Origin of the sequence: Marinobacter sp. bablab_jr008, from assembly GCF_016464145.1 — a bacterium.
In the GTDB taxonomy this organism is placed as follows: domain Bacteria; phylum Pseudomonadota; class Gammaproteobacteria; order Pseudomonadales; family Oleiphilaceae; genus Marinobacter; species Marinobacter nauticus.
The window spans coordinates 90,958-117,843 of the sequence record NZ_JACDWW010000070.1; the positions used below are offsets into that span (position 1 = coordinate 90,958).

General features: G+C 59.9%; 26 protein-coding genes. 16 read left to right on the forward strand and 10 right to left on the reverse strand.

Annotated features, from left to right (window positions below):
* Positions 1-36: 36 nt before the first annotated feature.
* Positions 37-2,202, forward strand: coding sequence for a DNA helicase II (gene uvrD, locus JIF53_RS13565; protein ID WP_199452851.1), 2,166 nt, complete (start codon positions 37-39; stop codon positions 2,200-2,202).
* 468 nt (positions 2,203-2,670) lie between these two features.
* Here the strand turns inward: uvrD and JIF53_RS13570 are convergent, their stop codons facing one another.
* From JIF53_RS13570 to arsH, 4 genes are all read right to left on the reverse strand, one after another.
* Positions 2,671-3,468: an undecaprenyl-diphosphate phosphatase gene (locus tag JIF53_RS13570; RefSeq protein ID WP_199452853.1), complete on the reverse strand. Its 798-nt coding sequence runs from the start codon at positions 3,466-3,468 to the stop codon at positions 2,671-2,673.
* A 101-nt stretch (positions 3,469-3,569) separates the two neighbouring features.
* Positions 3,570-4,763 (reverse strand): chromate efflux transporter, encoded by a 1,194-nt coding sequence (gene chrA / locus JIF53_RS13575; RefSeq protein ID WP_199452855.1) that lies wholly within the window; start codon positions 4,761-4,763, stop codon positions 3,570-3,572.
* 24 nt (positions 4,764-4,787) lie between these two features.
* Positions 4,788-5,858, reverse strand: a complete 1,071-nt coding sequence (gene arsB, locus JIF53_RS13580; protein WP_199452857.1) for an ACR3 family arsenite efflux transporter — start codon at positions 5,856-5,858, stop codon at positions 4,788-4,790.
* A gap of 9 nt (positions 5,859-5,867) precedes the next feature.
* Entirely contained in the window at positions 5,868-6,584 is a 717-nt protein-coding gene (gene arsH, locus JIF53_RS13585) for an arsenical resistance protein ArsH (RefSeq protein WP_199453000.1), read from the reverse strand.
* 93 nt (positions 6,585-6,677) lie between these two features.
* Here arsH and JIF53_RS13590 point away from each other — a divergent pair, with 93 nt between their 5' ends.
* The 8 genes from JIF53_RS13590 (at position 6,678) to JIF53_RS13625 (ending at position 14,152) form a co-directional block, all read left to right on the forward strand.
* The gene (locus JIF53_RS13590) at positions 6,678-7,442 is read left to right on the forward strand and encodes a metalloregulator ArsR/SmtB family transcription factor (RefSeq protein WP_199452859.1); all 765 of its coding nucleotides are present in this window, start codon (positions 6,678-6,680) and stop codon (positions 7,440-7,442) included.
* Between the two features lie 42 nt (positions 7,443-7,484).
* Positions 7,485-8,489, forward strand: a complete 1,005-nt coding sequence (locus tag JIF53_RS13595) for an ArsJ-associated glyceraldehyde-3-phosphate dehydrogenase (RefSeq protein ID WP_199452861.1) — start codon at positions 7,485-7,487, stop codon at positions 8,487-8,489.
* A gap of 1 nt (position 8,490) precedes the next feature.
* The gene (gene arsJ, locus JIF53_RS13600) at positions 8,491-9,702 is read left to right on the forward strand and encodes an organoarsenical effux MFS transporter ArsJ (protein ID WP_199452863.1); all 1,212 of its coding nucleotides are present in this window, start codon (positions 8,491-8,493) and stop codon (positions 9,700-9,702) included.
* Positions 9,695-10,366 carry an SDR family oxidoreductase gene (locus tag JIF53_RS13605; RefSeq protein ID WP_199452865.1) on the forward strand — a complete coding sequence of 224 codons (672 nt, stop codon included), beginning with the start codon at positions 9,695-9,697 and terminating at the stop codon, positions 10,364-10,366. The genes arsJ and JIF53_RS13605 overlap by 8 nt, the downstream gene beginning before the upstream one ends.
* Positions 10,367-10,373: 7 nt before the next feature.
* Positions 10,374-10,982: an ABC transporter ATP-binding protein gene (locus JIF53_RS13610; RefSeq protein ID WP_199452867.1), complete on the forward strand. Its 609-nt coding sequence runs from the start codon at positions 10,374-10,376 to the stop codon at positions 10,980-10,982.
* The gene (locus JIF53_RS13615; RefSeq protein WP_011787040.1) at positions 10,969-11,766 is read left to right on the forward strand and encodes an ABC transporter permease; all 798 of its coding nucleotides are present in this window, start codon (positions 10,969-10,971) and stop codon (positions 11,764-11,766) included. The genes JIF53_RS13610 and JIF53_RS13615 overlap by 14 nt, the downstream gene beginning before the upstream one ends.
* A 78-nt stretch (positions 11,767-11,844) precedes the next feature.
* Positions 11,845-13,020, forward strand: a complete 1,176-nt coding sequence (locus JIF53_RS13620) for an MFS transporter (RefSeq protein ID WP_199452869.1) — start codon at positions 11,845-11,847, stop codon at positions 13,018-13,020.
* A gap of 40 nt (positions 13,021-13,060) precedes the next feature.
* Positions 13,061-14,152, forward strand: a complete 1,092-nt coding sequence (locus tag JIF53_RS13625; RefSeq protein WP_199452871.1) for a tRNA-queuosine alpha-mannosyltransferase domain-containing protein — start codon at positions 13,061-13,063, stop codon at positions 14,150-14,152.
* Here JIF53_RS13625 and JIF53_RS13630 read toward each other — a convergent pair.
* On the reverse strand, positions 14,149-14,553 hold the full coding sequence (locus tag JIF53_RS13630) for an acyl-CoA thioesterase (protein WP_011787037.1): 405 nt from the start codon (positions 14,551-14,553) through the stop codon (positions 14,149-14,151). The genes JIF53_RS13625 and JIF53_RS13630 overlap by 4 nt on opposite strands.
* A 192-nt stretch (positions 14,554-14,745) precedes the next feature.
* Between JIF53_RS13630 and JIF53_RS13635 the strand changes: the two genes are divergently transcribed.
* From JIF53_RS13635 to JIF53_RS13660, 6 genes are all read left to right on the forward strand, one after another.
* Positions 14,746-15,798 carry a substrate-binding domain-containing protein gene (locus JIF53_RS13635; RefSeq protein WP_014422886.1) on the forward strand — a complete coding sequence of 351 codons (1,053 nt, stop codon included), beginning with the start codon at positions 14,746-14,748 and terminating at the stop codon, positions 15,796-15,798.
* 141 nt (positions 15,799-15,939) lie between these two features.
* Complete coding sequence (pstC, locus tag JIF53_RS13640) at positions 15,940-17,328, forward strand: phosphate ABC transporter permease subunit PstC (RefSeq protein ID WP_199452873.1); 1,389 nt, start codon at positions 15,940-15,942, stop codon at positions 17,326-17,328.
* The gene (gene pstA / locus JIF53_RS13645; protein WP_199452875.1) at positions 17,321-18,595 is read left to right on the forward strand and encodes a phosphate ABC transporter permease PstA; all 1,275 of its coding nucleotides are present in this window, start codon (positions 17,321-17,323) and stop codon (positions 18,593-18,595) included. Before pstC ends, pstA begins: the two co-directional genes overlap by 8 nt.
* Before the next feature lie 11 nt (positions 18,596-18,606).
* Positions 18,607-19,494, forward strand: a complete 888-nt coding sequence (gene pstB, locus JIF53_RS13650) for a phosphate ABC transporter ATP-binding protein PstB (RefSeq protein ID WP_023009471.1) — start codon at positions 18,607-18,609, stop codon at positions 19,492-19,494.
* A 31-nt stretch (positions 19,495-19,525) separates the two neighbouring features.
* Positions 19,526-20,248, forward strand: coding sequence for a phosphate signaling complex protein PhoU (gene phoU / locus JIF53_RS13655; protein WP_199452877.1), 723 nt, complete (start codon positions 19,526-19,528; stop codon positions 20,246-20,248).
* 101 nt (positions 20,249-20,349) lie between these two features.
* Positions 20,350-21,372 (forward strand): CNNM domain-containing protein, encoded by a 1,023-nt coding sequence (locus JIF53_RS13660; protein WP_011787031.1) that lies wholly within the window; start codon positions 20,350-20,352, stop codon positions 21,370-21,372.
* A 64-nt stretch (positions 21,373-21,436) separates the two neighbouring features.
* Here the strand turns inward: JIF53_RS13660 and JIF53_RS13665 are convergent, their stop codons facing one another.
* From JIF53_RS13665 to mnmH, 5 genes are all read right to left on the reverse strand, one after another.
* On the reverse strand, positions 21,437-21,802 hold the full coding sequence (locus JIF53_RS13665) for a histidine triad nucleotide-binding protein (RefSeq protein WP_113879123.1): 366 nt from the start codon (positions 21,800-21,802) through the stop codon (positions 21,437-21,439).
* Between the two features lie 36 nt (positions 21,803-21,838).
* Entirely contained in the window at positions 21,839-23,134 is a 1,296-nt protein-coding gene (locus JIF53_RS13670) for an FAD-dependent monooxygenase (protein ID WP_199452879.1), read from the reverse strand.
* 77 nt (positions 23,135-23,211) lie between these two features.
* Positions 23,212-23,769, reverse strand: a complete 558-nt coding sequence (locus tag JIF53_RS13675; RefSeq protein ID WP_014422884.1) for an aminoacyl-tRNA deacylase — start codon at positions 23,767-23,769, stop codon at positions 23,212-23,214.
* A gap of 161 nt (positions 23,770-23,930) precedes the next feature.
* The gene (locus tag JIF53_RS13680; RefSeq protein WP_011787027.1) at positions 23,931-24,764 is read right to left on the reverse strand and encodes a mechanosensitive ion channel family protein; all 834 of its coding nucleotides are present in this window, start codon (positions 24,762-24,764) and stop codon (positions 23,931-23,933) included.
* A gap of 133 nt (positions 24,765-24,897) precedes the next feature.
* On the reverse strand, positions 24,898-26,001 hold the full coding sequence (mnmH, locus tag JIF53_RS13685) for a tRNA 2-selenouridine(34) synthase MnmH (protein ID WP_199452881.1): 1,104 nt from the start codon (positions 25,999-26,001) through the stop codon (positions 24,898-24,900).
* 114 nt (positions 26,002-26,115) lie between these two features.
* Here mnmH and JIF53_RS13690 point away from each other — a divergent pair, with 114 nt between their 5' ends.
* Positions 26,116-26,772, forward strand: a complete 657-nt coding sequence (locus tag JIF53_RS13690) for a 50S ribosomal protein L11 methyltransferase (protein WP_199452883.1) — start codon at positions 26,116-26,118, stop codon at positions 26,770-26,772.
* Positions 26,773-26,886: the final 114 nt, after the last annotated feature.

A 26,886-nucleotide genomic window follows, 5' to 3' on the forward strand; every position in this document is an offset into this window, starting at 1 on the left:
GCCCTGTAAATTTAACCAGTAGTGAAGCCTTGCTCCATGGATGTCTCTCATATTATCGATTCCCTGAACGACGCCCAGCGTGAAGCGGTTACCGCCCAGAACGACCATCTGCTGGTGCTGGCCGGTGCCGGCAGTGGCAAAACGCGGGTGCTGGTGCACCGGATTGCCTGGTTGATGACGGTGGACCGGGTGCCGCCCACCGGCATCCTGGCGGTGACCTTTACCAACAAAGCCGCCAAGGAAATGCGCTACCGCATCGAAGAAATGATGAACATCCCCTCCCGGGGACTGTGGTTCGGCACCTTCCACGGCATCGCCCACCGCCTGCTGCGCTCGCACTGGAAAGACGCCGGCCTGCCGGAGAACTTCCAGGTACTCGACAGCGACGACCAGCTGCGCATGGTCAAGCGGGTGATGCGCGAGTTCCAGATTGATGAAAGCCAGTGGCCGCCCAAACAGGCCCAGTGGTTTATCAACAGCCAGAAAGACGAAGGCTTGCGGGCGGACCATATCCAGGAAAACCCCGGTGACCACTTCACCAGCACCATGCTGAAAATCTACCGCCAGTACGAAAAACTCTGCCAGCAGGGTGGCCTGGTGGACTTTGGCGAACTGCTGCTGCGCTCCCACGAGCTCTGGCTGCACCGGCCGGAGTTGCTGAGCCACTACCAGCAGCGCTTCCAGCACATCCTGGTGGACGAGTTCCAGGACACCAACACCATCCAATACGCCTGGCTGCAGGTGCTGGCCAGCAACCGCGTGCCGCTCACCGTGGTGGGTGACGACGACCAGTCCATCTACGGCTGGCGTGGTGCCAAGATCGAAAACATCCAGCAGTACCAGCGGGATTTCCCTAACGCCCGCCTGGTGCGGCTGGAGCAAAACTACCGCTCCACCCAGATGATCCTGAAAGCAGCCAACGCGGTGATCGCCAACAACCAGGGTCGCCTCGGTAAAGAGCTGTGGACCGACGGCCCCGAAGGCGAACCGATCAGTCTGTACGCGGCCTTTAACGAACAGGACGAAGCCAACTACATCGCCGACTCCATCACCGCCTGGGTCAACGATGGCAACCTGCGCAGCGAATCCGCCATCCTGTACCGTTCCAACGCCCAGTCCCGGGTGCTGGAAGAAGCCCTGATGCGCCAGGGCATTCCCTACCGGGTGTATGGCGGCCTGCGGTTCTACGACCGCCAGGAAATCCGCAACGCCCTGGCTTACCTGCGCCTGGTGCAATACCACCGGGACGACGCCGCCTTTGAGCGGGTGGTGAATATTCCCACCCGGGGCATCGGTGCCAAAAGCCTGGCGGAACTGCGGGAATACGCCACCGAGCAGGGTATTTCCCTGTGGGAGTCGGCCGAGCGCCTGCTGGCAGCAGGGCAGGTGAAAGGCCGGGCGAAAACCGGGCTGCAGTCGTTTATGGCAATCATCAACGGCCTGTCTGAAATGGTTGGCGAGGCTTCCTTACAGGGCCTGATGAAACAGGCCATCGAAGCCAGTGGCCTGAAGGACTACCACGCCAGCGAAAAGGGCGAGAAGGGCCAGGCCCGGGTGGAGAACCTGGAAGAACTGGTGAATGCGTTGTCGGATTTCGAGGTGGAAGACGGTGTCGACCCATTGGCGGAATTCATCGCCCAGGCGGCCCTGGATGCCGGTGAAGCCCAGGCCGACGCCCATGAAGACAGCGTCCAGTTAATGACTTTGCACTCGGCCAAGGGCCTGGAGTTCCCGCTGGTGTTCCTGGCGGGTGTGGAGGAAGGTTTGTTTCCCCACAGCATGTCGCTGGAAGAGCCAGGGCGCATGGAGGAAGAGCGGCGGCTGGCCTATGTCGGCATTACCCGGGCCATGAAAAAGCTGGTGCTCACTTACGCCGAATCCCGCCGTTTGTACGGGCAGGAAAAATTCCACGCGCTGTCCCGCTTCGTTCGGGAGATTCCGGGTGACTGCCTGCAGGAAGTACGGTTACGCAATACGGTGACCCGGCCGGCGATGGTGTCTCGTCCCAATGAAAGCATGTTCAGCCAGGATTCGGCGCAGCAATCGGGTTTCAGTCTGGGACAGCGGGTGCGTCATCCCAAGTTTGGCGAGGGTATCGTAATGAACTCCGAGGGCACCGGGCACCACACCCGCGTGCAGGTAAACTTCGACGAAGGTGCCAAGTGGCTGGTGTTGGCTTATGCGCCTTTGGAGGCCTGTTAGACCTCGGTGCTTTTTTACCCCTAGCCTTCTTGTCTCGGTGGTGGCATGGCGGTGGGACGGTCTTTCCAAAAAGCGCTCTAGCCGTCCATGGGCGCTTGTGTTCCGCCATCCATGGCTCCACAAATTTTTGGAAAGACCGTCCCACCGCAATGCTTCGGCGTTTCTGAAATCCCAAGCGGCTTACAGGCGCTACATATACAAGGCTAAGGGATCTCTTTGAAAGCCAGCTGAGAGGTTTGGGGCAGGTATCGGGGTGGGCCTTCCAAAAATGTGCGGAGCCATGGATGGCGGAGCAGAAGCGCCACAGGGATGTGCCGTAAGGAGCGGTTTTTGGAAGGCCCACCCCGATACCAGCCTACCTCCAAGGCCAGAAATCGCGAGCGCTTTTTGGAAAGCCCTTCCTGATGCCTGCCACCCCCCCCAAGGTCGAGGCCGGCACCCGAAGAACGAAACTCCCGAATAAGCGCCTTACATCAGAACCGCGTAAATTACCCCGGCCAGAATAATCCGGTAGAGAACATACGGCCACATGCCCACTTTGTTGAGCCACTTCAGGAAGAAGTGGATGGCGGTGATGGCCATCAGGAACGAGGTTACGCCGCCAATCAGGAAGCCATTCCAGTCTACTATCACATCGGATGAGGCCACTTCCAGCAGCTTCACCGCAGATGCCAGCACGATAATCGGAATCGCCAGCAGGAACGAAAACCGCGAGGCGGTTTCCCGGGTCATGCCCAGGAACAGGCCGGCGGTGATGGTGACGCCGGAGCGGGAGGTGCCGGGGACCAGGGCCATGGCCTGGGCGATGCCGACGACGACGGCGTCTTTCCAGTTCAGGGTATCCATGGTGCGCTGGCGTTTCGGCAGCCAGTCGGCAATGCCAAGCAGAATGCCAAACACCAGGGTGGTGAAGAAGATCACCGAGGCGCCGCGCAGTTCGTTGTCGATCATGTCGAGCAGGGCCAGGCCAGCGAGGCCAGCGGGAATGGTGCCGATGACCAGGTACCAGGCCAGGGCGCCCTGGCCGACGATTTTGCGCTGGTGGATGGAGATCAGGCCGTCCCGGGCAACGCCAAAGACATCCCGGCGGAAGTAAAGCACCACGGCCAGCAGCGTGCCCACATGCACCGACAGGTCAAAGCCCACGCCCTGATCTTCCCAGCCAAAGAAAGCCGGTGTCAGAATCAGGTGGGCGGAGCTGGAGATGGGCAGGAATTCGGTCAGTCCCTGGAGGAGGCCAAGGAAAAGGGCCTGGTAAACATCCATTCTTTTAATTCCGGTCGGTGGTGCTGGTTAACGGGTTTGGCGCGCTCAGAAAACGAGCGCGATATTAGCAGGGTGGCTGCCGGCTGAACAGGCGCAGCAGGTTACGCTCCCAGCAGCACGCCGCCGGCGGCCATCACGATCACCACGCCCCAGGCCGGGAGTTTCCATACGCTTAGCAGCATAAACCCCGTCAGGCCAAGGGCAAACTCGCCGGGTCCGACGATGGCGCTGGCGAAGACCGGCTGGTACAGCGCGGCACCGAGAATGCCCACCACAGCCGCGTTGGCGCCGCGCATCAGGGCCTGGGCCCGGTGCCAGCGACGGAAGTTGTTCCAGTGTGGCAGTACCGCCATCAGGATCAGCATGCCGGGCAGGAAAATGGCCAGCAGGGCCAGCGCGGCCCAGATAATTGGTGCAGAGGGCCCCATCACGGCACCCAGATAGGCGGCAAAGGTGAACAGCGGGCCGGGGATGGCCTGGGCGGCGCCGTAGCCGGCGAGGAATTCATCGGCGGTTACCCGGCCGGTCTGTACCACTTCCGCTTCCAGCAGCGGCAGCATCACGTGACCGCCGCCGAAGACCAGGGCCCCGGCGCGGTAGAAGCCATCAAGCATATCCAGCAGGGCCGAGGGCGCGAGCCACGCCAGCAGGGGCAGGCCGGCCAGCAGGAAGACATACAAAACAGCCGTCAGCCGGCCGGTTCCCGCCGACACTGAGATGCCGGAATGTCCGGCGGCGCCGTCGTTGGCAGAACGGCACAGCACCAGGCCCGCAAGGGCGCCGACCAGAATCGCAGAAACCTGCCCGGCTGTGCCGCCCACAAACACCACCAGCAGAACCGCTGCCAGCGCGATGCCGGCCCGTTGCTGATCCGGGCACAGGGTGCGCGCCATACCCAGCACGGCGTGGGCCACCACGGCTACCGCTGCCACTTTCAAGCCGTGGATAATGCCCTGACTGACCGCGCCGTCGAGCAGGCTGGCGCTCAGGGCAAAGGCCACCAGGATGATGGCCGAGGGCAGGGTGAATGCGGTCCAGGCGGCAGCAGCACCCCAGCCGCCACCACGCTGCAGGCCAATGGCAAAGCCTACCTGACTGCTGGCAGGCCCGGGCAGGAACTGGCACAGGGCGACCAGGTCGGCGTAGTCCTGTTCGGACAGCCAGCGACGCCGGGCGACAAATTCGTTCCGGAAATAACCCAGGTGCGCTGCCGGGCCACCAAAGGAGGTCAGGCCCAGGGCCAGGAAGGCCAGGAAGATTTCGCGAATTCGTCCTGTTGTCGAACCGGAGGGCATGGTTGCTCCTGAAAGTCTCTGTGATCAGGCCGGGAACTTGTCCCGGGTGTTATTGGCTATGCGCACCAGCATCAGCATCAACGGCACTTCCACCAGCACGCCCACCACCGTGGCCAGCGCCGCACCGGATTGCAGGCCGAACAGGGCGATGGCGGCGGCCACCGCCAGTTCAAAGAAGTTGCTGGCACCGATCATGGCACCGGGTGCGGCGATGCAATGGCGCACCTTCCACAGCCTGGCCCAGCCGTAAGCGAGCAGGAAGATAAACACCGTCTGGATAATCAGCGGCACCGCAATCAGCAGTATATGCAACGGATTTTGCAGAATGACTTCACCCTGAAAGGCGAACAGCAACACCAGGGTGACGATCAGCGCCGCCGGGGTCACCGGGCCGAGGCGCTTCATGAACACGTCGTCGTACCACTGCTCGCCGTGGCGCGCGATAAGGGTGCGGCGGGTCAGGTAGCCAGCCGTGAGTGGAATGACGATGTACAGCACCACCGACAGGATCACCGTATCCCAGGGCACCTGGATGTCGGAAATGCCCAGCAGGAACACCACAATCGGGGCGAAGGCGAACAGCATGATGATGTCGTTCAGGGATACCTGCACAAGGGTATAGGCGGCATCGCCTTTGGTCAGATAGCTCCAGACAAACACCATCGCCGTGCAGGGGGCGGCGCCCAGCAGAATGGCGCCGGCCAGGTATTCGCTGGCCAGTTGCGGAGCGATCCATGGCTCGAATACCACCATCAGGAAGAACCAGGCAATGGCGAACATGGTGAAGGGCTTGATCAGCCAGTTCACGATGGTGGTGATGGCGAGGCCTTTCGGCTCCTTGCGCACCCCGACCACGGCGCTGAAATCAATCTGCGCCATCATCGGGAAAATCATCGCCCAGATCAGGATGGCGATGGGGATGGATACCTGGGCGTATTCGAAGCGGGACAGGGTCTCGGGGATTGAGGGGGCGAGCTGCCCGAGGGCTACACCGGCCACAATAGCCAGTGCCACCCACACCGAAAGGTAACGCCCGAACAGGTCCATTCCGCCTTCGGTGGCTTCAGCCGGGTTCACATCGCTGTTACTGCTCATTGCACATCCTTAAATGGAGCGTTGGTTCACACGCTTCGACAGTTCTTCGGCGCTTTCCTTGCGTTCGGAATAGCGGTCGGTCAGGTAATCGCTGCGGTCCCGCACCAGCAGGGTGAACTTTACCAGCTCCTCCATGACATCCACGATACGGTCGTAGTAGGCCGAAGGCTTCATCCGGTCGTTGTCGTCAAATTCCATGAACGCCTTGGGTACGGACGACTGGTTCGGGATGGTCACCATGCGCATCCAGCGGCCCAGCACCCGCAACTGGTTGACTGCGTTGAATGACTGGGAGCCGCCGCACACCTGCATCACCGCCAGGGTTTTGCCCTGGGTCGGCCGAACGGCGCCCATGGACAGCGGTATCCAGTCGATCTGGGTTTTCATGATGCCGGTCATGGCGCCGTGCCGCTCCGGGGAGCACCACACCATGCCTTCGCTCCACTGCACCAGTTCCCGCAGCTCCTGAACCTTGGGGTGGCTGGCATCTTCGGCATCGGCCAGGGGCAGTCCCCTCGGATTAAAGACGCGGGTTTCCGCACCCATCGCTTCCAGCAGGCGGGCGGCTTCTTCCACCGCCAGGCGGCTGAAAGAGCGCTCGCGCAGGGAGCCGTACAGCAGCAGAATCCGCGGGCGGTGGCTTGAATGTGTTGCGGCGAACAGGTCCGCATTGGTGGGTGTTTGGATCAGGTTGGTGTCAATGTTCGGTAGGTCGTCGAAGTTCATCATGGGGCCAGTTTGCTGTCTTTACTCTGTCACAGTTGACGGCTATTATCGCAAAAACTGAATATATGGCAATTCGAATATACGGAATCTCGCATGAGAAGAAGAGTCCTGTTTGTCTGCACCGCCAACAGCGCCCGGTCACTGATGGCAGAAGCCTTGCTCCGGCACATGGCGGGAGACCGGTTCGAGGTGGCCAGCGCCGGTACCGAACCTGCCGAACCGCACCCGTTGGCATTACAGGTGCTGCAGGAAGCCGGTATTCCGGTGGCCGGGCTTTACAGCAAGTCGCTGTCTGAGTTGCAGGGCCAGTACTGGGATTACGTGATCACCCTGTGTGAAAAGGCTGCCCGGGAGTGCGCCAATGTATCGTCCGGTGCCCAGCAGATTGCCTGGGACTTTCCGGACCCGGCCGAGGCCAACCGGCACGCCACCTTTGCCTTGACGCTGAAAGAGATCAGGGAGCGTATCGGCCTGTTCACCCTGGTGCATCAGAAAGAGACTAGCCTGAAACCGGCGGACTACAACCCGGTGGCTGTGTTCAAGGCCATGGCCGACGACCTGCGCCTGGCGGCCCTGCTGCTGATCAAGGATCAGGGCAAGCTGTGCGTGTGCGAGCTGACTGAGGCGTTTGAAGTCTCCCAGCCAAAAGTCAGCCGGCACCTGGCCTCACTTCGGGATGCCGGCCTGCTGGAAACAGAGCGCCGGGGCCAATGGGTCTATTATTACCTTCATCCGCATCTGCCAGACTGGGTAGTGCGGGTTCTGGAGGAAACCGCCCGGAACAATGCGGCACTGATCGGGCAGCCCCTGGCGAGGTTGCAGGCCATGGCAGACCGCCCGGCAGTGCAGTGCCCCTGATCACGAATTTACAAGGATTGCGAAACTCGCAAGGAGAACACCATGAGTAAGATCAAGGTAGGTATTAACGGATTTGGTCGCATTGGCCGTTTGGCTCTGCGGGCGGCCTGGGGCTGGCCGGAGCTGGAATTTGTCGCCATTAATGACCCGGGCGCAGACACCAATACGCTGGCGCACCTTTTGAATTTTGACAGTGTGCACGGCACCTGGGGCCACGAAGCCACCGCCGATGGCGATGACATGGTGATTGACGGCCAGCGCATCCGCGTGACCCACAACAAAGCCATTGCCGAGACCGACTGGTCCGGCTGTGACCTGGTGATCGAGGCCAGTGGCGTGAACAAGAAAGTTGCCGTGCTGCAGGGCTATCTGGATCAGGGTGTGAAGCGGGTGGTGGTGACCGCCCCGGTGAAAGAGCCGGGCGCGAAGAACATTGTCATGGGCGTGAACGAACACATCTTCGAGCCGGCCAATGACCGCATCATCACGGCGGCCTCCTGCACCACGAACTGCCTGGCGCCGGTAGTGAAGGTCGTCCACGAGAAACTGGGCATCAAACACGGTTCCCTGACCACGATCCACAGCCTGACCAACACCCAGACCATCATCGATGCGCCCCACAAGGACCTGCGCCGGGCCCGGGCCTGTGGCAGTTCGCTGATTCCCACCAGTACCGGTTCCGCCACCGCGATTATCGAAATCTTCCCGGAGCTGAAAGGCAGGCTGGATGGCCACGCGGTGCGGATTCCGCTGATCAACGCGTCGCTGACCGACTGTGTGTTTGAAGTGGAGACGCCGACCGACCGGGATACGGTCAACCAGCTGTTGAAAGAGGCCGCCGAGGGCGAACTGAAGGACATCCTGGGCTACGAAGAGCGCCCACTCGTATCCATCGACTACAAAACCGACCCCCGTTCTTCCATTGTCGATGCCCTGTCCACCCTGGTGGTCAACGGCACCCACGTGAAAATCTATGCCTGGTACGACAACGAATGGGGCTACGCCAACCGCACCGCAGAACTGGTCCGCAAGGTAGGGCTGGCCTGATATGAGCGCTGCCATCCGCCAGTACCTGGTGATTACCGGCAACTACTGGGCTTTCACCCTGACCGATGGCGCGCTGCGAATGCTGGTGGTGCTGCACTTCCACAAGCTGGGCTACTCGCCGCTGGAAATCGCCCTGTTGTTCATCTTCTACGAGTTTTTCGGGGTGGTGACCAACCTGGTGGGCGGCTATCTCGGCGCCCGTATGGGCCTGAACCGCACCATGAACATCGGGCTGTTTCTGCAGATTGTGGCGCTGGCCATGCTGGCGGTGCCGGCGGCCATGCTCACGGTGCCCTGGGTGATGGCGGCGCAGGCGTTGTCTGGCATTGCCAAGGATCTGAACAAGATGTCCGCCAAGAGCGGCATCAAGTTACTGGTGCCGGATGAGCAGCAGGGCACCCTGTACAAGTGGGTGGCGATTCTCACCGGCTCCAAGAACACCCTGAAGGGAGTGGGTTTCTTTCTGGGCGGCGTGCTGCTCATGGCCTCTGGTTTTACCGGTGCGGTAATCCTCATGGCAGTGGCGCTGGGCCTGGTGTGGCTGGCCAGCCTGTTCCTGCTGGGGCAGGATCTGGGTAAGAGCAAAGCCAAGCCGAAGTTCAGTGAGATTCTGTCCAAAAGCCGGGCCATCAACGTGTTGTCGGCGGCCCGAATGTTCCTGTTCGGCGCCCGGGACGTGTGGTTTGTAGTGGCGTTGCCGGTGTACATGGCCACGGTGTTTGGCTGGGATCACTGGCAGGTGGGTGGCTTTATGGCCAGCTGGATTATCGGTTACGGTTTTATCCAGACCATTGCGCCCAGAATCACCGGCCACGCCAATGGTAAGTCTGGTGCCGTGCTCTGGGCGGCGGTGCTGGCGCTGGTTCCGGCGGCGATTGCCGGGGCTTTGATGGCCGGCTGGTCGGCACAGGTGGTGGTGATTGGTGGTTTGCTGCTGTTCGGGGTACTGTTTGCCATCAACTCCTCGCTGCACAGCTACCTGATTGTCAGCTATGCCCGGGGCGATGGCGTATCGCTGGATGTGGGTTTCTATTACATGTCCAACGCCGCCGGCCGGCTGCTGGGCACTATTCTCTCTGGCTGGGTGTACCAGGCCTACGGGCTGGAAGCCTGTTTGTGGATTTCCGCTGCCCTGGTAGCCACAGCGGCAGCGTTGTCAGTATGGTTGCCGGAACGAGCGGAGAAACCAATAGGAGAAAAAGGCTATGTCTGATTCCAATGTGGTGGTCATTACCGGTGCCAATCGTGGTATTGGTCTGGAACTGGCCCGGCACTATGCCGCTGAAGGCTGCGAAGTGATTGGCGTGTGCCGGCAGTCATCGGACGAACTGGCCAGTGTGGCGGCCCAGGTGATCGACGGCGTGGATGTCACCACCGATGCCGGCATCGATAAGCTGAAATCCGGTCTGGCCGGCAAGCGTATCAGCCTGCTGATCAACAATGCCGGGCTGCTGCAGGATGAGCAGCTGGGTAGTATCGACTTCGATTCCATCCGTGCCCAGATGGAAATCAACGCCTACGCCCCGCTGCGGGTGGCAGAGGCCCTGGTGCCGTTTATGGGGCAGGGCAGCAAGATTGCCAACATCACGAGCCGCATGGGTTCCATTGCCGATAACGATTCCGGCGGCCGGTATGGCTACCGGGCGTCCAAGGCGGCGCTGAATGCTTTCGGCAAATCCCTGGCGGTCGATCTCAAGCCTAAAGGTATTGCCGTGGCGCAGTTGCATCCGGGCTATGTGAAAACGCGCATGGTGAACTTTGGCGGGCTGATCACGCCGGAAGAGTCTGCCAGGGGGCTGGCCGAGCGCATTGCCAATCTGACCCTGGAGAATACCGGGTCGTTCTGGCATAGCAACGGTGAGAAACTGCCTTGGTGAGCCTGCTTTGACAGGGTTGTTGCTTCAAGGTGTCAGCATTGGCGTGCTGAATGAGGTATCGCTAACTGTTCCCCGCGGGCAGGTGGTGTGCCTGTCGGGCCCCTCTGGCAGTGGCAAGAGCCGGCTGCTGCGCGCGGTGGCCGATCTGGAACCCCATCGCGGCCGGATTTCGCTGGATAACCTCGACCAACAGAGTGTGCCGGCACACCAGTGGCGGCGCCAGGTGGTAATGGTTCCGGCGGAAAGCCAGTGGTGGTTTGATGAGGTAAGCGCACACTTTCCTGAGGGGGCTTGTGAGCGTTTGCCTGCCGCTCTGGGTTTCACTGCCGAGGTTATGGACTGGTCGGTCAGCCGGTTGTCCTCCGGTGAGCGGCAAAGACTCGCGTTGTGGCGGGCCCTGGTTCAGGAACCAGACGCGCTGCTGCTGGATGAACCGACCGCCAATCTGGATAACGAATCGACAGAGGCGATCGAACGCTGGCTGTTGCAGGAGATTGAACAGCGGCAGATTGCCACCCTGTGGGTCGCCCATGATTCTGCACAGATTCATCGGGTAGCCAACGCTCACTACCGGATTCGTGGAACCGCACTGGAGTCTGTCCATGGAAGTGATTGACCTGGCCTGGTGGAAACTGGGCCTGGCGGCTTTGCTGGTGCTGGCGTTGGCAGCGACAGCCTACCTGGGGCGGCTGGGCATCACCCGCAGCCTGTTGGTGGCGGCCATACGAACGGTTATTCAGCTGGCATTGATTGGCCTGGTACTGGAAGCCCTGTTTGCCTCTTCCGCCTTCTACTGGATTGCGCTTCTGGCGGCGGTCATGCTGCTGGTGGCTGGCCGGGAAGTGGTGGCGCGCCAGGGCCGGCGCCTGAAAGGCGGGTGGGCGTTCGGCATCGGCACCGGCGCGATGTTCGTGTCGTCGTTTACCGTGACCGTGCTGGCACTGGCGGTGGTGATTGGTCCGGAGCCCTGGTATACCCCACAGTACGCGATTCCTTTGCTGGGTATGATGCTGGGCAACACCATGACCGGGGTCAGCCTGGCCCTAGATCGTCTGAATGATTCGGTCTGGCGCCAGCGGGCGGTAATCGAGAACCGGCTGATGCTGGGCCAGACCTGGCAACAGGCACTGGAAGACATCCGTCGGGAAGCCATGCGCAGTGGCATGATGCCCTCCATTAACGCCATGGCAGCAGCCGGCATTGTCAGCCTGCCCGGCATGATGACCGGTCAGATACTGGCGGGCAGCCCGCCCGCGGTCGCCGTTAAGTACCAGATATTGGTTATGCTGATTATTACCGTCGGCACGGGGTTTGGCGCGGTGATGGCGGTCAGTTGGGGAGGCCGGCGGCTGTTTGATGACCGGGAGCGCCTGCGGCTGGATCGTTTAACCAAACCGTGACCGGGCACCAAAGTCGCATGGGGTCTCAGTCGGGTTTCGAGCTAGGCTTGGCTTTCCGGTAACCACAAAGACAATAATATGACCAGCCTACTGCAACGTTATCCTTTGCCAGTCATTGTGCTCGCACAATTGTTCGGCACCTCCCTCTGGTTCAGTATCAACGGGGTCTGGCTATCCCTGTCCGCCGAACTCGGGTTAGCGGAATCGGATCTGGGCCGCCTTACGCTGTCTGTTCAGGCGGGCTTTATTGCCGGTACGCTTGCTCTGGCGGTGACCGGCCTGGCGGATCGCTTCGGCGCGAGCCGCATCTTCCTTATTTCGAGCCTGCTGGGCGCACTGGCGAACGCCGGCTTTGTAGCGGTGGCCGGGGTGTTCCCGCTGGACAGCCTGCTCCGGTTCGCTACCGGCCTGTGCCTGGCCGGCATCTACCCCCTGGGTATGAAACTGGTGATTGCCTGGACACCCAAGTACGCCGGTGCGGCTCTGGCCTGGCTGGTGGGAATGCTGACCCTGGGCACCGCGCTGCCACATCTGATGCGAGGGGCAACACTCGGTTTGCCCTGGGAGTGGCCGCTGTTTGCATCCTCATGCCTGGCACTGCTGGGCGGGCTGTTGGTGTTCCTTCTGGGCGATGGGCCACACCTGCCCAAAGCCAGCGGCCGGCTCCCGCTCAGTCAGGGACTGGCGGCTTTGCGTATGCCCCGGTTCCGGGCCGTGGCCGGTGGTTATTTTGGCCACATGTGGGAGCTTTACGCCTTCTGGACGCTGGTGCCGCTGTTGATCGGGCGGGAGCTACAACGGCTGGGGCAGGGTGATGCCTTGATCCCCTGGTTGTCGTTTGCGGTGATCGGTATGGGTGCGGCTGGATGTATTGGCGGCGGCCGGATCAGTCGGACTCGGGGCAGTGAGTGGGTTGCCCAGCGGGCGTTGATGGTGTCCGGGGCATTGTGCCTGCTCTATCCCTGGATGAACGGGCTGCCACCGGCGTTGTTGATGGCGTTACTGCTGGTTTGGGGCGTCGCTGTGGTGGCCGATTCCCCGCAATTTTCCGCGCTGGCCGCAGCAACGGCCCCGAAAGAAACTGTTGGCTCATCCCTGGCGGTCATGAACGCGGTCGGCTTTGGCCTGACGCTGCCGGCAATATGGCTCACCAGCGGGTTCTGGAGCGTCTGGGGTGTCTGGGTGGCGTTGCTGTTGTTGCCAGGGCCGGTGTTCGGCCTGTGGTCCCTGAGCCGAGGAAAGCCCCAGGCCTGATACACTTGCCGACGCCTTCATCCTCCAGTTATGGATCGCTATGACCCAACGCATTCTTTTATTGTCCGCTTATGATGCCGCCAGTCATCGGCGCTGGCGCGAGCAATTGGTTACCATGCTGCCCGGTTATCACTGGCAGACGCTGGCACTTCCGCCCAGATTCTTCCAGTGGCGGATTCGAGGTAATCCGGTGAGCTGGCTGGATCAGCCCCGCCTGGAAGAATCCTGGGACCTGGTCATTGCCACCTCCATGGTTGACCTGGCCACCTTGCGCGGGTTGCACCCCTCGCTGGCAAACACGCCGTGCCTGCTTTATATGCATGAAAACCAGTTCGCCTTTCCGGTCAGTGATCAGCAGCGGGGCCGGGTAGAGCCGCAAATGGTCAATCTCTACAGTGCTCTGGCCGCCGATGCAGTGGTCTTTAACAGTGCCTGGAACCGGGACAGCTTTCTGCAGGGCGTCGAAGACTTTCTGAACAAGATGCCGGATGCGGTGCCCGACGGTGTGATGGAAAAACTCAGGGAAAGGTCTTCGGTGCTGCCGGTGCCGATTGAAGACCGGTTGTTTATCGAGCAGCCACGGTCCGTGAACCGGGAACGGCCGCATCTGTTATGGAATCATCGCTGGGAATACGACAAGGGGCCCGACCGGTTGTTCGGCCTGCTGGAACAGCTGGAGCAGCGCAAGCTGGACTATCGCATCAGTGTGGTGGGTGAAGGTTTTCGCAGCCGCCCGCAAGCCTTTGACCGGATTTACCAGCAATTTGCCCGCCGCATTGAACACTGGGGCTTTCTGGAGCACCGGCAAGATTACGACCAGCTGTTGCGCAGTGCCGATATCGTGGTGTCGACCGCCCTGCACGATTTTCAGGGCCTGGCGATGCTGGAGGCGATGGCATCCGGATGCTTGCCGCTGGCACCGGACCGCCTGGCGTACCGGGAATATGTGCCGGCAGACTGCCGATACCGGAGCCTGGAATCCGATCCCGGCGGCGAAGCCCTGGCGGCCGCTGAACGGCTGGCGCTGCTGTTAAAGCAACCTCCCGAGCTTAACCCGCCACAAGCCTGGCGTGCTTCAGAACTGGCCCCGAAGTACCAGGCGCTGGTTCAGCACCTGATGGCGCGGGCTTAGTGATTCTGCTCCGGGACTTCCCGGATGCGCCCATGCTCATCAATCGCCACGTACACAAACAGACCTTCAGTCACCTTGCGGGGTGTCTTGGAGGCGCGGTCCAGTGTCCAGACTTCCACGTTGATTTTCATGGAGCTGCGGCCGATGTCCACCAATTCACAGTAGCAGCCCACCTGGGAGCCCACACGCAAGGGTGACAGAAACTCCATTCTGTCCATCGCGACGGTGGCATTACGGCCCTGGGAAATGCGACCGGCCATGGTCGCTGCCGCAATATCCATCTGTTTGACCAGCCAGCCGGCGAAGACATCGCCGTTGGCATTGGTGTCTGACGGCAGTGGCACCACCTGCAGCATCATCTCGCCCCGGGGGGCCGGTTTGTCATCATCGTACGCAGTCATCAGGATCGCCTGTACAGCTTGTGAGTTGTTTTCTGTGCATGGTAACGGGCTGGCGCGGGGCTGCAAGAAAATTTGAACAATGACAGCTATATTTCAAAAGCTGTAACAAAGTTGTCACAGAGTGCCCCTAGGATGCAGTCATCGGTAAAGCAGATCCGACACAACGTCCAAAGTAAATAATGGAGACTCGACGTGATGAAACTGAACAAAGCACTTGCAACCGTTGCGCTGGCCGGCTCTGTTGCCGCCCTGTCTGCACCGGCCATGGCCCGTGACACCATCAGCATCGTGGGCTCTTCCACCGTGTATCCGTTCGCTACTGTGGTAGCCGAGCGTTTTGGTGCCAACACCGATTTCCCGACACCCAAGCTGGAATCCACTGGCTCCGGTGGCGGCCTGAAGCTGTTCTGTCAGGGCGTAGGCACCCAGCACCCGGACATCACCAACGCTTCCCGTCGTATGAAGCCGTCCGAGTTTGATCTGTGCCAGAGCAACGGCGTGAAGGACATCACCGAGTTCCGCATTGGCTCTGACGGCATCGTGATCGCCAGCTCCAAAGAAGCCGAAAATCTTGAAGTAACCCTGGAGCAGCTGTTCCTGGCGCTGGGTAAAGAAGTACCCAACCCGAAAAACGAGAATGAGCTGATCGCCAACCCGTACAAGAACTGGAGCGACATCGATTCCAGCCTGCCGAACAAGCCGATCCGTGTGATGGGGCCGCCTCCGACTTCCGGTACCCGTGACTCCTTCAACGAGCTGGCTCTGCAGGGCGGCTGTGAAGACCTGCCTGCGGTTGCCAACATGAGTGAAGATGACATGGAAGGTGTGTGTCAGAGCATTCGCGAAGACGGCGCTTTCATCGAAGCGGGTGAGAATGACAACCTGATCGTCCAGAAACTGATTGGTGATACCGGCATGTACGGCGTCTTCGGTTACAGCTTCCTGGAAGAGAATGCTGATCGTCTGCAGGCCGCTACTCTGAACGGCAAGGTTCCGACTGCCGAAGCGATCGCTGCCGATGACTACCCGGTTGCCCGTTCACTGTTCTTCTACGTGAAGAAAGCCCACGTGGGCGTGGTTCCCGGTATCCAGGAATACGCTCAGGAGTTCACCGGCATGGGCGCCATGGGCCCGAATGGCTACCTGAAAAGCGTTGGTCTGATCGTTCCGCCGCGCGATGCGCTGATGGATCTGCAGGAGAAGGCTGAAAAGATGCCTAACCTGACCAAAGACGAGCTGATGTAAGCGCGGACTACCGCGAGTAGTGAGCGAAAGGGTGCGGCTCTGAAGGGCCGCACCCTTTCGCACGTAAGATAGTTCAGAGTGCGAATTGATTTTTAACGCTTTAAACTTGTGACCTGCTAAACGTGTCAAACAGGAATTTTCATGCAACCGGCTAACCTCATGCTATTGGTCATCGCTTTCGTGGTGGTGGCTTATGGTCTTGGATATGCCCGCTCCCGCTCATTGGCCATGCCCATGGGTGGTATCCGGCATCTCAAATCCCTGCCGTTCTATTACGGTGCCCGTGCTGCGCTCTGGTGTGGCATTCCGGCATTGATTGTGCTGGCATTGTGGGCGGCATTTCAGGGTAAAGTCATTCAGTTGCTGGTGATCGGCTCCCTGCCACCGGATCTGGTACCGGAAGGCGCAGGGCAAGCCAGTCTGATGCTGAGTAAAATCAGCAATGTGGCCAGTGGTGCCCTGCCTCCGGGATTTGTCGAGGCTCCGATTGTCGAGGCGGCCGAACGGCTGCAGGCGTTGCGTGCACAAAGTCGGCTCTACATGTCGGTGCTGGTGGTGGCCGTTGCGGTGCTGGCCGGTTTTCTGGGCTGGATCCGGATCAGCCCGAAGCTGAACGCCCGGAGCCAGGTTGAGATCACCCTGAAGTGGATCTTTTTTGCCTGTGCTGCGCTGGCGATCCTGACCACGGTTGGCATTGTCTTTTCGGTGGCTTTTGAAACCTTCCGTTTTTTCCAGAAGATTTCCTTCTTTGAATTTTTCTTCGGCACCCAATGGAGCCCTCAGACGGCGTTGCGGGCCGATCAGGTGGCGGCCGAAGGCGCCTTCGGAATGGTGCCCCTGTTCACAGGCACGCTGCTGATCTCTGCAATTGCCATGGTTGTTGCGGTACCGGTAGGGCTATTGTCGGCCATCTATCTTTCTGAGTACGCCAGCAAGCGGGTACGGGGTATTTTCAAGCCGCTGCTGGAAATGCTGGCGGGTATTCCGACCGTGGTTTACGGCTTTTTCGCTGCTTTGACGGTGGCGCCGTTTATCAGTGATTTCGCGGCTTCTCTCGGTATCAATGCATCTTCCCAAAGTGCTCTGGCAGCCGGTGGGGTGATGGGCATCATGATTATTCCTTTCGTGTCTTCCCTGTCTGACGACGTGATCAACGCCGTGCCGCAAACGCTCAGGGACGGTTCACTGGCACTGGGCGCCACCCAGTCCGAGACCATGAAAAAGGTTATCTTCCCTGCGGCGCTGCCCGGGATCATGGGAGGGATACTGCTGGCGGTATCCCGGGCCATTGGCGAGACCATGATTGTGGTGATGGCCGCGGGCCTGGCGGCAAACCTGACCGCCAACCCGCTGGAATCGGTGACCACCGTAACCGTGCAGATTGTGACCCTGCTGACCGGTGACCAGGAGTTTGACAGTGCCAAAACACTGGCCGCCTTCGCCCTGGGCGCGATGCTGTTCCTGGCCACGCTCCTGCTTAACGTTATTGCTCTGAAAATTGTCCGCAAATATCGGGAACAGTATGACTGATCAACGTTCACAGGCGGAAATTGTCCGCCAGTCACTCAAGCGCCGTTACCGCAAGGAGCGCCGCTTCCGTGCCTATGGTATCGCTGCCATCGCTATTGCCCTGTCAGCCCTGGTGATCCTGTTTGCCGATATTATTGGCAAGGGCCACACCGCCTTTATCAAAACCACCATAACCCTGGAGGTGGATATCGACGGTGAGGCCATGTACCTGGACGACGCGTCCGATGAGCGCCAGATGAAAATGGCCGACTTTGTCGAGCCCTTGATCCGCGCCTTGATGAAAGAAATCCCGGAGGCCGGGGAGTCGGACAGGGACGACGTCCGGGATCTGATCAACCCCTATGCCTCGAATCAGTTGCGGGATGCGCTCCGGGAAAACCCCGAGTTGCTCAACACCACCCAGACCATGACTTTCCTGTCCCATACCGATGTGGATGTGTACGTCAAACATGCAGGGGATGAGAGCTACTCCATCAAGCTGAATGAAAAGCAGCGCGGCTGGGTGGATGCACTGTATGAGCGCGGCGTGGTGGATACCGGTTTCAACGATGTGTTCTTCAGCCGTGGCGACTCCCGGGATCCGTCCCGTGCCGGCATTCTCGGGGCGATTGTTGGCTCGTTGCTGACCATGGTTGTGACTCTGGCGCTGTCGTTCCCGATCGGGGTGGCTGCGGCCATCTATCTGGAGGAGTTTGCGCCCCAGAACAAACTGACCGACTTCATTGAGGTCAACATCAACAACCTGGCGGCGGTACCCTCAATCATCTTCGGCCTGCTGGGTCTGGCCGTGTTCATCAACCTGTTCGGCATGCCGCGTTCGGTGCCAGTGGTGGGTGGTCTGGTACTGACCCTGATGACCCTGCCCACTATCATTATTTCCAGCCGTGCGGCGATCAAGAGTGTGCCGCCTTCCATCCGTGAGGCGGCCGAGGGCATCGGTGCCTCCAAGATGCAGGTGGTGCTGCACCATGTGCTGCCGCTGGCCATGCCTGGCATGCTGACCGGTTCCATCATCGGCATGGCCCAGGCCCTGGGAGAAACTGCACCCTTGCTGTTGATTGGCATGGTGGCCTTTATCGTGGATGTGCCCGATGGTTTCTTCGATTCCGCCACGGTATTGCCTGTACAGGTGTTCCTGTGGGCCGGCAGCCCGGAGCTTGCCTTTATCGAACGAGCGTCTGCAGCCATCATGGTGCTGCTGACTTTCCTGATTGGAATGAATGCATTGGCCATCTGGCTTCGTAAGCGTCTTGAGCGCCGGTGGTGAGGAGGAGTTTTATGAATACCCTGAATACAACGGTAACCAGTGAGGCTGATGTGCCCGAAGAGAAGGCCATTCCGGTGCAGGACGAACGACCGGCAGAGACAGTGATTGAAGAGGGTAAAACGGTCGGAACGCCGTTTGCCGACGATCCCAAGTTCAAGTTGCGCAACGTCGAGGTCTTCTACGGTGAAGACCGGGCCATCAAGAACATCAGCCTGGATATTGCCCGTAACGAGGTGATTGCGTTTATCGGGCCGTCGGGCTGTGGCAAGTCCACCTTCCTGCGTTGCCTGAACCGCATGAACGACAGCATCGACATCTGTCGGGTCAGGGGCTCGCTGCAGCTGGACGAGCAGGACATCTACGATTCCAAGCGGGATGTGGTGGAGTTGCGTGCCCGAGTGGGTATGGTGTTCCAGAAGCCGAACCCGTTTCCCAAGTCGATCTACGATAACGTGGCGTATGGCCCACGCATCCATGGCCTGGCCAATCGCAAGTCCGATCTGGATGACATTGTAGAGAACAGCCTGCGCAAGGCGGGGCTCTGGAACGAAGTGAAAGACCGTCTGGATGCCACCGCCACCGGGATGTCCGGTGGCCAGCAGCAGCGGCTGTGTATTGCCCGCGCGATTGCCGTGAGCCCGGAGGTGGTGTTGATGGACGAGCCCTGTTCCGCACTCGACCCGATTGCCACGGCCAAGGTGGAGGAGCTGATTGCGGAGCTGTCCGAGAGCTATACCATTGTCATTGTGACCCACTCGATGCAGCAGGCGGCCCGGGTGTCCCATCGCACCGCCTACTTCCACCTTGGCCACCTGGTGGAAGTGAACGAAACCGACAAAGTATTCACCTCTCCGGAACATGAGCTGACGGAGTCATACATTACCGGCCGTTTCGGCTGACGCATGTTCGGGGATAACGGAGACAGACACTATGCCTAATAAAAAGGACGACGTATACGGGGATCACATTTCCCACAAGTTCAATGATGAACTGATGGAGCTGAAGACCCAGTTCCTCAAGATGGGTGGAATGGTGGAGACCCAGGTTGAACGGGCGGTGCAGGCCCTGGTAGACGGTGACGGCCATCTGGCCGAGGAAGTGCGGGCCAACGACAAGAAAGTCGACAAGATGGAAGTGGATCTGGACGAAGAGGCGACCCTGATCATCGCCCGTCGTCAGCCTACGGCACGGGACCTGCGCCTGGTGATTTCAGTGATCAAGATGGTGGCTGACCTGGAACGGGTCGGTGACGAAGCCAAGAAGATTGCCAAAATGGCGATCAAGCTGACGGAAGAAGGTCAGGCGCCGAGGGGATATGTGGAAATTCGCCACATCAGTACCCACGTGCTGACCATGCTGCATGATGCACTAGATGCCTTTGCCCGGCTGGATTCCGAACAGGCACTGCGGATCATGAAAGAAGATAAACGGGTGGATGAAGAGTACCAGGCTGCGGCCCGTACCCTGCTGACCTTCATGATGGAAGATACCCGGAATATCTCCCGCTGTATGTCGGTGATGTGGGTGCTTCGTGCCCTGGAAAGAGTGGGGGATCATGCCTGTAACATTGCCGAGAACGTGATCTTCATGGTCAAGGGCGAAGACGTTCGCCATACCCCGATGGAGGAAGCGGAGCGGGTGGTCAGCCGCTGACCCGTAACCTTGTGAAACTGCTGCCATTGGTGGCAGTTTCCCCCTTGTTCCGGCCAGCAGTTGCGCTATCATGGCGGGGACAAATCCATTTCTGAGGCCCTATGATTCTCCTTGTCGCATTCGCGATTATCTCCATCGGCTTTTCATTTCTCTGTTCTATTCTCGAAGCAGCCCTGCTGTCTATCACGCCCAGTTACATTGCGTCCCTGAAAAATGATCGGCCGCAACTGTTTGCACGCTTGCGCCGGCTCAAGGATGAAATCGACGATCCGCTTTCCGCGATCCTGACCCTCAATACCATTGCCCATACGGCCGGCGCTACCGGCGTTGGAGCCCAGGTGGCGGTTGTCTTCGGTGAGGTCTGGCTGGGTGCGGCATCAGCGGCGATGACCCTGGCGATCCTGATCTTTTCGGAAATTATCCCGAAAACCATCGGCGCCAAGTACTGGCGTGTGATCGCCCCTTCGCTGCCGGCGGTGCTGGGATTCATGATGAAAGCCCTGCTACCTTTTGTCTGGCTGTCGAAGCAGGTTACGCGCAGGATTGCCCCGGGTGACGGCGATACCGATATTCGCGCCGAAATCAGTGCGCTGGTAGAGATCGGCCGTGATCAGCAGGCTCTGGATGAGGAAGAGCGCCGGATTATCCACAACGTACTTCGTTTCCACGAGATCAAGGTCAGTTCCGTCATGACCCCCCGTACGGTGTGCAAATTTATCGATCCGGACACCACCGTGCCGGAATTCCGGGAAAAGGTGATGAAGTCGCCGTTTTCACGCTACCCGATGATTGATGAAGACGGGGAGACCCTGGGGTACGTGCATCGGGCAGACCTGATCAGCATGAGCGACGATGACGACCTGCAAAGCCGGCTGCGCCAGATCAAACAGGTAAAGGCCAACACCAACATCGAGTTCCTGTTTTCGGAAATGCTGCGGGAGCGCCAGCACATTGCGGTGGTGTACGACGAGCTGGGAACCTGGCTCGGGGTGGTGACTCTGGAGGATATTCTGGAAACCCTGCTGGGTACGGAGATCATGGATGAGACCGATAATGTCTCCAACCTGCGCCGCTATGCTAAACAGCGTTGGAGCCGACGATTGAAGCGGTCGGCCGTGCAGTAATCAAAAAGGGCAGCCTCAGTGCTGCCCTTTGTCATTCTGTGCGACAAGTCTGTGAGAAGGATGCTTAGGCCTGTTTCATCTTGTCGGTGTACGGCGGCCAGCCCAGGGGTTTGCCGGCGAGCAGATGCAGATGAATGTGGAACACGGTCTGGCCGGAATTCTCACCGCAGTTCATCACTACCCGGTAGCCATCGTCGGCAAAGCCCATGTCTTTGGCCAGCTTTGCCGCCACCCAGTAAAGATGGCCGACCAGCTCACGGTCGTCTTCCTCAATGTCATTGATGGTGGCAATGGCTTTCTTCGGAATGATCAGCAGATGCACCGGGGCCTGTGGATTGATGTCCTTGAAGGCCAGGCTGATGTCGTCTTCGTACACGATGTCGGCGGGAATTTCCCGGTTGATGATCTTGGTGAATATGGTTTCAGACATAACGGCTCCTTGTGTCGAGTAAATGCGCGTACGCCACTATAGGCCACCCAGGCCGGGCAGGCGATTAACGATTTGTTGAATCGGCGCGGGCAACTGTTCATCCAGGCCCATGGCGTAGCGAGCGACGCGATTGCGTGCGAACGGCAGTACCCGGGCCGCGCCAAGCCCGAGATTGCGGGCCAGGTGCACCGGCGGAATGGCATTGCTGAACAGGTGGTAGAACAGATCCATGGTCAGCATCATCCGCTGGTTGGCGGGCCGGCGGCGATGTTCATAGAGTTTGAGCCAGTGCGTACTGGCCAGGTCTTCGCCCCCGCGCCGGGCTTCTTTCAGCACGCCCTGCAGGCACTGGGCGTCCTGGAAGCCCAGATTGACGCCCTGGCCCGCCAGCGGATTGATGGTGTGGGCGGCGTCGCCTGCCAGGACCACCCGGTTCTGGTAATAGTGCTTGGCATGCTGGCGGGCGATGGGAAAGCTGGCCCTGGCGTCAATGTGGGTCAGTTCCGGTAGTCGTTCGGGGAAATGCTGCTGGATCTCAGCCATCAGTTGCTGTTCGTCCATGGCCTTGAGTTCGTCCAGTCGGGCCGGGTGGTCGTACCACACGAGGGAGGCCCAGCTCTCTCCAGGGTGCTGCTCGCCAGCGCTGTGCAGGGGCAGGAAGGCCCTGGGGCCGCTGGGGTAAAAGCCCTGCCAGGTAATGTCTTCCACATTGCCCCGATAGCGCACCGAGATCACCAGGGCCTGCTGTTCGTACTGATCCCGGGTAACACCGATACCCGCTAACTCCCGCACCCGGGACATAGCGCCATCGGCGCCGACCACCAGCTGGGCCTGCAACTGGCTGCCATCATCCAGGGTCACCGTGGCGTACTCTGCGCTCTGGACCAGGTCCCGAACGCTGTGGCCTGTGATCAGGGTGACGTCAGTTTCCGTTTCGGCGGTTTTCCACAGAGCCAGTTGGGTAATGCTGTTCTCAACGATATGGCCAAGATGCGGCGCGCCCAGGCTGTTGGCGTCGAATTCCACCTCAGTGAGGCTTCGGGGCACCAGTCGTTTGAGCGGATTTGGTGTCTCGTCCCAGACCGCCAGGCGGCAATATGGGGTAGCGCGCATGGCCAGTATTCGTGGCCAGGCACCCAGGCTGGCCAGATAGCGCTCGCTGCCGGCACTGAGGGCAGATACCCGGATATCCGGGTGGCTGTCTGGCTGATAGGGGGCGGGGGAAGCCTGGTCGATCAGGGCCACGCGGATGCCCTGCTGGCCCAGCCCGGTCGCAAGTGCGGCGCCGACCATGCCGGCGCCTACGATGATGGTGTCAAAGGTCTGTGTCATATCCGGTTCCTGTCTGCTGGCCTCAGTTTACGCGATGCCGTGCTGCAGACAAGCGACCGGGGTCAATCCCGGGTGGATCAGTAGCCGGCCATGGAGGTAGCCGGTGTCTCCTCCCGATTGCCGGAGCGGCGGGGGTTGCGGACCAGCCAGGCCGGTTTGCGGGCGCCCGGACGGGTGAAGCCCTGGTTGATAACCATGGGTTGTACCAGGCTCAGGAAGTCCCGGGTGTTCATGTGAATGGATTCGCTGTGGCTGCCGGCGGCAAAGGCCAGTTCCGGTTGCTCGGTTAAAGCCTCGGCGCAGTAAACGCTCATGCCAAAGAGGTTGCCAAACGGCGGCATGGCGCCCACTTCGCAATCGGGGAAGCGATCCTGAAAGGCCTGTTCGTCGGCCAGGTCGACAAAATCGGTGTCCAGAATCTTGCTCAGTCTGTCCCAGCGAATACGCCAGGTGGCCGGCATCACCAGCATGGCCATTTTGCCATCGAGTTCGATAATGACGGTTTTGACTACCCGATCTCCGGCGATCTTGACGTGATGGGCAAGTTCCTGGGCGGTGAAGGCTGGGGGGTGAGAGAGGCACATGTAGTCCACACCTGCCTCATCCAGAAATGTTTTCAGCTGCTTTGCCGGCATGTTCACAACCTCCTGACAGCATCGACAGTGTTGTGGAGCCATCCGCCTTTCCCGGGCCGGGCCCCGATGGCAGGCGGGGTTTTTACCCCGCCTTGTCGTCAGCTTAGTTCAGGATACGCACTTTGCGAGTTACCGGATGTTTCCATGTGAAACGGTTCCGTTTAATCAGCCTTGTACATGTGCACGTCCCGTTGCGGGAAAGGTATCGAAATGCCCTCGGCGTCGAAGGCCTTTTTCACCCGCTCCTGCATATCCCAGTAGAACGGCCACAGATCGGCGCCCTTGGTCCAGGCGCGTACCGTCAGGTCTACCGAGCTTTCGCCGAGGGCGCCAACAACAATCAGCGGCGCCGGGTCTTTCAGGGCGCGCTCATCCTCTTCGATCAGGCGTTTGCAGATGGCCTTGGCCTTGTCGATGTCATCGCCATAGCCAATGCCGAAGCTCATGTCGCAGCGGCGGGTTTCGTAGGCGCTCAGGTTGGTCAGGCTGGCGTTGGAAAGCTGGCCGTTGGGGATCACGATCCGGCGATTGTCGAAGGTGTCGACAATGGTGTAGAGGATGGTAATTTCCCGCACCGAGCCCAGAAAACCCTGGGCATCAATAACATCGCCGACCTTGAAGGGTTTAAAGATAAGGATCAGCACGCCACCGGCAAAGTTGGCCAGGCTGCCCTGCAGGGCCAGGCCCACCGCCAGGCCGGCGGCACCGATGATGGCGACAAACGAAGTGGTAGCGATGCCCACCATGGAGGCGACGGAGATCAGCAGCAGAATCTTCAGAATGGCGCTGATCAGGCCACAGAGAAACTTGTTCAGGGTCGGATCTTTTTTGCCAAGGCGGTTGTCCAGCACCCTGACGAACCGGTTGATCAGCCAGAGGCCGATAATCAGCGTAACAATCGCCAGCAGAACCTTTGGGGCATAAGCCATGATCAGGGCAATGGCCTGATCCGCCCATTCAGAGGCCTGCCCGTTAGCACCGAATAACTCTTCCATAGGGAAAAACTCCTTGATCGTTAATATTTTCTGAGTGAGTTCTTATCGACAAATGACGTGGTTCAGCGGGATTTGTCTGAACCAACTATATAGCAGACAAAGCTGTACACGGCATTACCGCCAACGGCCAGAATTACGCGCTGGCGCGGGATCTGGCCCACTCGGTGATGACTTCGGGGCCGCCCCGTACCAGTATTTCGCCATGTTTCTGGGTAAGCTGGTAGTCGTACATGGGGTCGTAGTAGTCGGTCAGCAGGGCCTCAATCCAGCCATGATGCCCTTCCAGGGAGCCATTGGCTTCCTGTTGATCCAGAGCCTGTAGCATCAGGTTACGGAGTTTCTGGTAACGCTCGCCGCCCAGTCGTTTGCGAATGCGGTCGATGGCGCTCAACAGGTAGTCCCGGAAATTCAGCCAGCCGGCGTCTTCACCGTCCCTGGCCCGGTAACTGGCCAGCATGCCTTCAACGTAGTCGGCCCGGATGATGGCAATACGCTCTTCCATGGCCTGTTCCAGAATCAGCAGGGGTGATTCAGACATCCGGGCCCGAAGGGTTTCCGGCAGGGCACAGCGGCCAATCAGGCGGCTTTCGTCTTCAAGGTAGATTGGCCCTCCCACCCGGTGCCTGGCCTTGAGCATGGCCACCGCCAGTCGGTTCTCGAAGTCGATCTGGGAGGGTTGGGGAGTTACCTGCCGGCCAAAGCTGGAGCCCCGGTGATTCGCCAGGCCCTCCAGATCGACCGGATTGGGCAGTTGCATCAGTACCCGGGTTTTGCCGGTACCGGTGCGGCCGCTGAGAATCCGGAACTGACCTGATTCGATCTGTGCTTCCAGGCTGTCAATCAGGAAGCGACGCAGGGCCTTGTAGCCGCCTTTCACCAGCGGGTAGTCAATGCCGGAGTCCTTGATCCACTGCTGGGTCAGGCGCGAGCGCAATCCGCCCCGGAAACAGAACAGATACCCCTCCGGGTGTCGTGCCACAAAGCGCTTCCAGGCTTCAATTCGCTGGGCCTTGATGTCGCCGGAGACCAACTGGTGCCCCAGTTCAATGGCCTTGTCCTGGCCCTTCTCCTTATAACAGATACCCACCCGGTGCCGCTCTTCATCGTTCATCAGCGGGGCATTTTCTGCAGACGGGAAGCTACCTTTGGAAAATTCCACCGGCGCCCGGACGTCCATCAGCGGCACATCGTTCAGGAACAGGTTGAGGTAGTCGTCGGTATCGGGTCTGCTGGCCATATCAACGGATCACTGTGATTCAGGGTGAGGCGGCAGTATACCGAACCGGCGATATCCCGGCATCCCGGACAAGGGTACAATCCCACGTCCTTTCAGCACTGACGAGGGAAAATTATGAGCCCCGATGTTCTCAACCGGCATCTTCAGAAAACGCTGAGCCAAGGCCGGGTGGCGGTTTCGGCGCCTGCGGGCTGCCCGGATATCCAGCTGTATCTGTTTGACCCGGGGGTGCTGGATGGACCGTTGAGCCATGATGAAGCCCAGGCTGTGGTGGCCGAGCCGGCGTACTGGTCGTTCTGCTGGGCCAGCGGGCAGGTGCTGGCCCGGTGGATTCTGCAGCATCCGGACGTGGTGGCTGGCAAGACCGTGCTGGATTTTGGCTCCGGTTCAGGGGTCGTGGCTGTCGCCTCCGCACTGGCCGGTGCTGCCCGGTCCATAGCCTGCGACATCGACGCGGCAGCGCGGGATGCCGCGGCCGCCAATGCCCGCCTGAACAATGTGGAGATTGATCTGTGTGACGACTGGGCAAACCGGCCCGGGAGCGTCGATCTGATTACCGCTGCGGATGTTCTGTACGACCCTGAAAATCGCCCGTTACTGGCGGCCTTCGAAGCAGCCGCGCCCCAAGTGCTGCTGGCGGATTCGCGAGTGAAGGATCTTGGTCATTCCGGTTATGTGCAGCAGGCTGTGATCGAAGCCAGAACCTGGCCGGATCTGAATGAGTTTGAGGAATTCAACAAGGTGAGGATCTATCTGGCCGGCGGTGACTGAATTTTTCTGACCAGAAAAAACAAAGGGCAGCCATCAAGCTGCCCTTGAACAGGTACTGAACCGCCGTCCGGGGCAGTTCAGATTCGGAACAGGTTGGCGCCTCCGTGCGCGATG

Excerpts from the sequence above, each read along its gene's own strand:
- uvrD (WP_199452851.1), top strand. The coding sequence starts at position 37 with ATGGATGTCTCTCATATTATCGATTCCCTGAACGACGCCCAGCGTGAA.
- JIF53_RS13570 (WP_199452853.1), bottom strand. The coding sequence starts at position 3,468 with ATGGATGTTTACCAGGCCCTTTTCCTTGGCCTCCTCCAGGGACTGACC.
- chrA (WP_199452855.1), bottom strand. The coding sequence starts at position 4,763 with ATGCCCTCCGGTTCGACAACAGGACGAATTCGCGAAATCTTCCTGGCC.
- arsB (WP_199452857.1), bottom strand. The coding sequence starts at position 5,858 with ATGAGCAGTAACAGCGATGTGAACCCGGCTGAAGCCACCGAAGGCGGA.
- arsH (WP_199453000.1), bottom strand. The coding sequence starts at position 6,584 with ATGAACTTCGACGACCTACCGAACATTGACACCAACCTGATCCAAACA.
- JIF53_RS13590 (WP_199452859.1), top strand. The coding sequence starts at position 6,678 with ATGAGAAGAAGAGTCCTGTTTGTCTGCACCGCCAACAGCGCCCGGTCA.
- JIF53_RS13595 (WP_199452861.1), top strand. The coding sequence starts at position 7,485 with ATGAGTAAGATCAAGGTAGGTATTAACGGATTTGGTCGCATTGGCCGT.
- arsJ (WP_199452863.1), top strand. The coding sequence starts at position 8,491 with ATGAGCGCTGCCATCCGCCAGTACCTGGTGATTACCGGCAACTACTGG.
- JIF53_RS13605 (WP_199452865.1), top strand. The coding sequence starts at position 9,695 with ATGTCTGATTCCAATGTGGTGGTCATTACCGGTGCCAATCGTGGTATT.
- JIF53_RS13615 (WP_011787040.1), top strand. The coding sequence starts at position 10,969 with ATGGAAGTGATTGACCTGGCCTGGTGGAAACTGGGCCTGGCGGCTTTG.
- JIF53_RS13620 (WP_199452869.1), top strand. The coding sequence starts at position 11,845 with ATGACCAGCCTACTGCAACGTTATCCTTTGCCAGTCATTGTGCTCGCA.
- JIF53_RS13625 (WP_199452871.1), top strand. The coding sequence starts at position 13,061 with ATGACCCAACGCATTCTTTTATTGTCCGCTTATGATGCCGCCAGTCAT.
- JIF53_RS13630 (WP_011787037.1), bottom strand. The coding sequence starts at position 14,553 with ATGACTGCGTACGATGATGACAAACCGGCCCCCCGGGGCGAGATGATG.
- pstC (WP_199452873.1), top strand. The coding sequence starts at position 15,940 with ATGCAACCGGCTAACCTCATGCTATTGGTCATCGCTTTCGTGGTGGTG.
- pstA (WP_199452875.1), top strand. The coding sequence starts at position 17,321 with ATGACTGATCAACGTTCACAGGCGGAAATTGTCCGCCAGTCACTCAAG.
- pstB (WP_023009471.1), top strand. The coding sequence starts at position 18,607 with ATGAATACCCTGAATACAACGGTAACCAGTGAGGCTGATGTGCCCGAA.
- phoU (WP_199452877.1), top strand. The coding sequence starts at position 19,526 with ATGCCTAATAAAAAGGACGACGTATACGGGGATCACATTTCCCACAAG.
- JIF53_RS13660 (WP_011787031.1), top strand. The coding sequence starts at position 20,350 with ATGATTCTCCTTGTCGCATTCGCGATTATCTCCATCGGCTTTTCATTT.
- JIF53_RS13665 (WP_113879123.1), bottom strand. The coding sequence starts at position 21,802 with ATGTCTGAAACCATATTCACCAAGATCATCAACCGGGAAATTCCCGCC.
- JIF53_RS13670 (WP_199452879.1), bottom strand. The coding sequence starts at position 23,134 with ATGACACAGACCTTTGACACCATCATCGTAGGCGCCGGCATGGTCGGC.
- JIF53_RS13675 (WP_014422884.1), bottom strand. The coding sequence starts at position 23,769 with ATGCCGGCAAAGCAGCTGAAAACATTTCTGGATGAGGCAGGTGTGGAC.
- JIF53_RS13680 (WP_011787027.1), bottom strand. The coding sequence starts at position 24,764 with ATGGAAGAGTTATTCGGTGCTAACGGGCAGGCCTCTGAATGGGCGGAT.
- mnmH (WP_199452881.1), bottom strand. The coding sequence starts at position 26,001 with ATGGCCAGCAGACCCGATACCGACGACTACCTCAACCTGTTCCTGAAC.
- JIF53_RS13690 (WP_199452883.1), top strand. The coding sequence starts at position 26,116 with ATGAGCCCCGATGTTCTCAACCGGCATCTTCAGAAAACGCTGAGCCAA.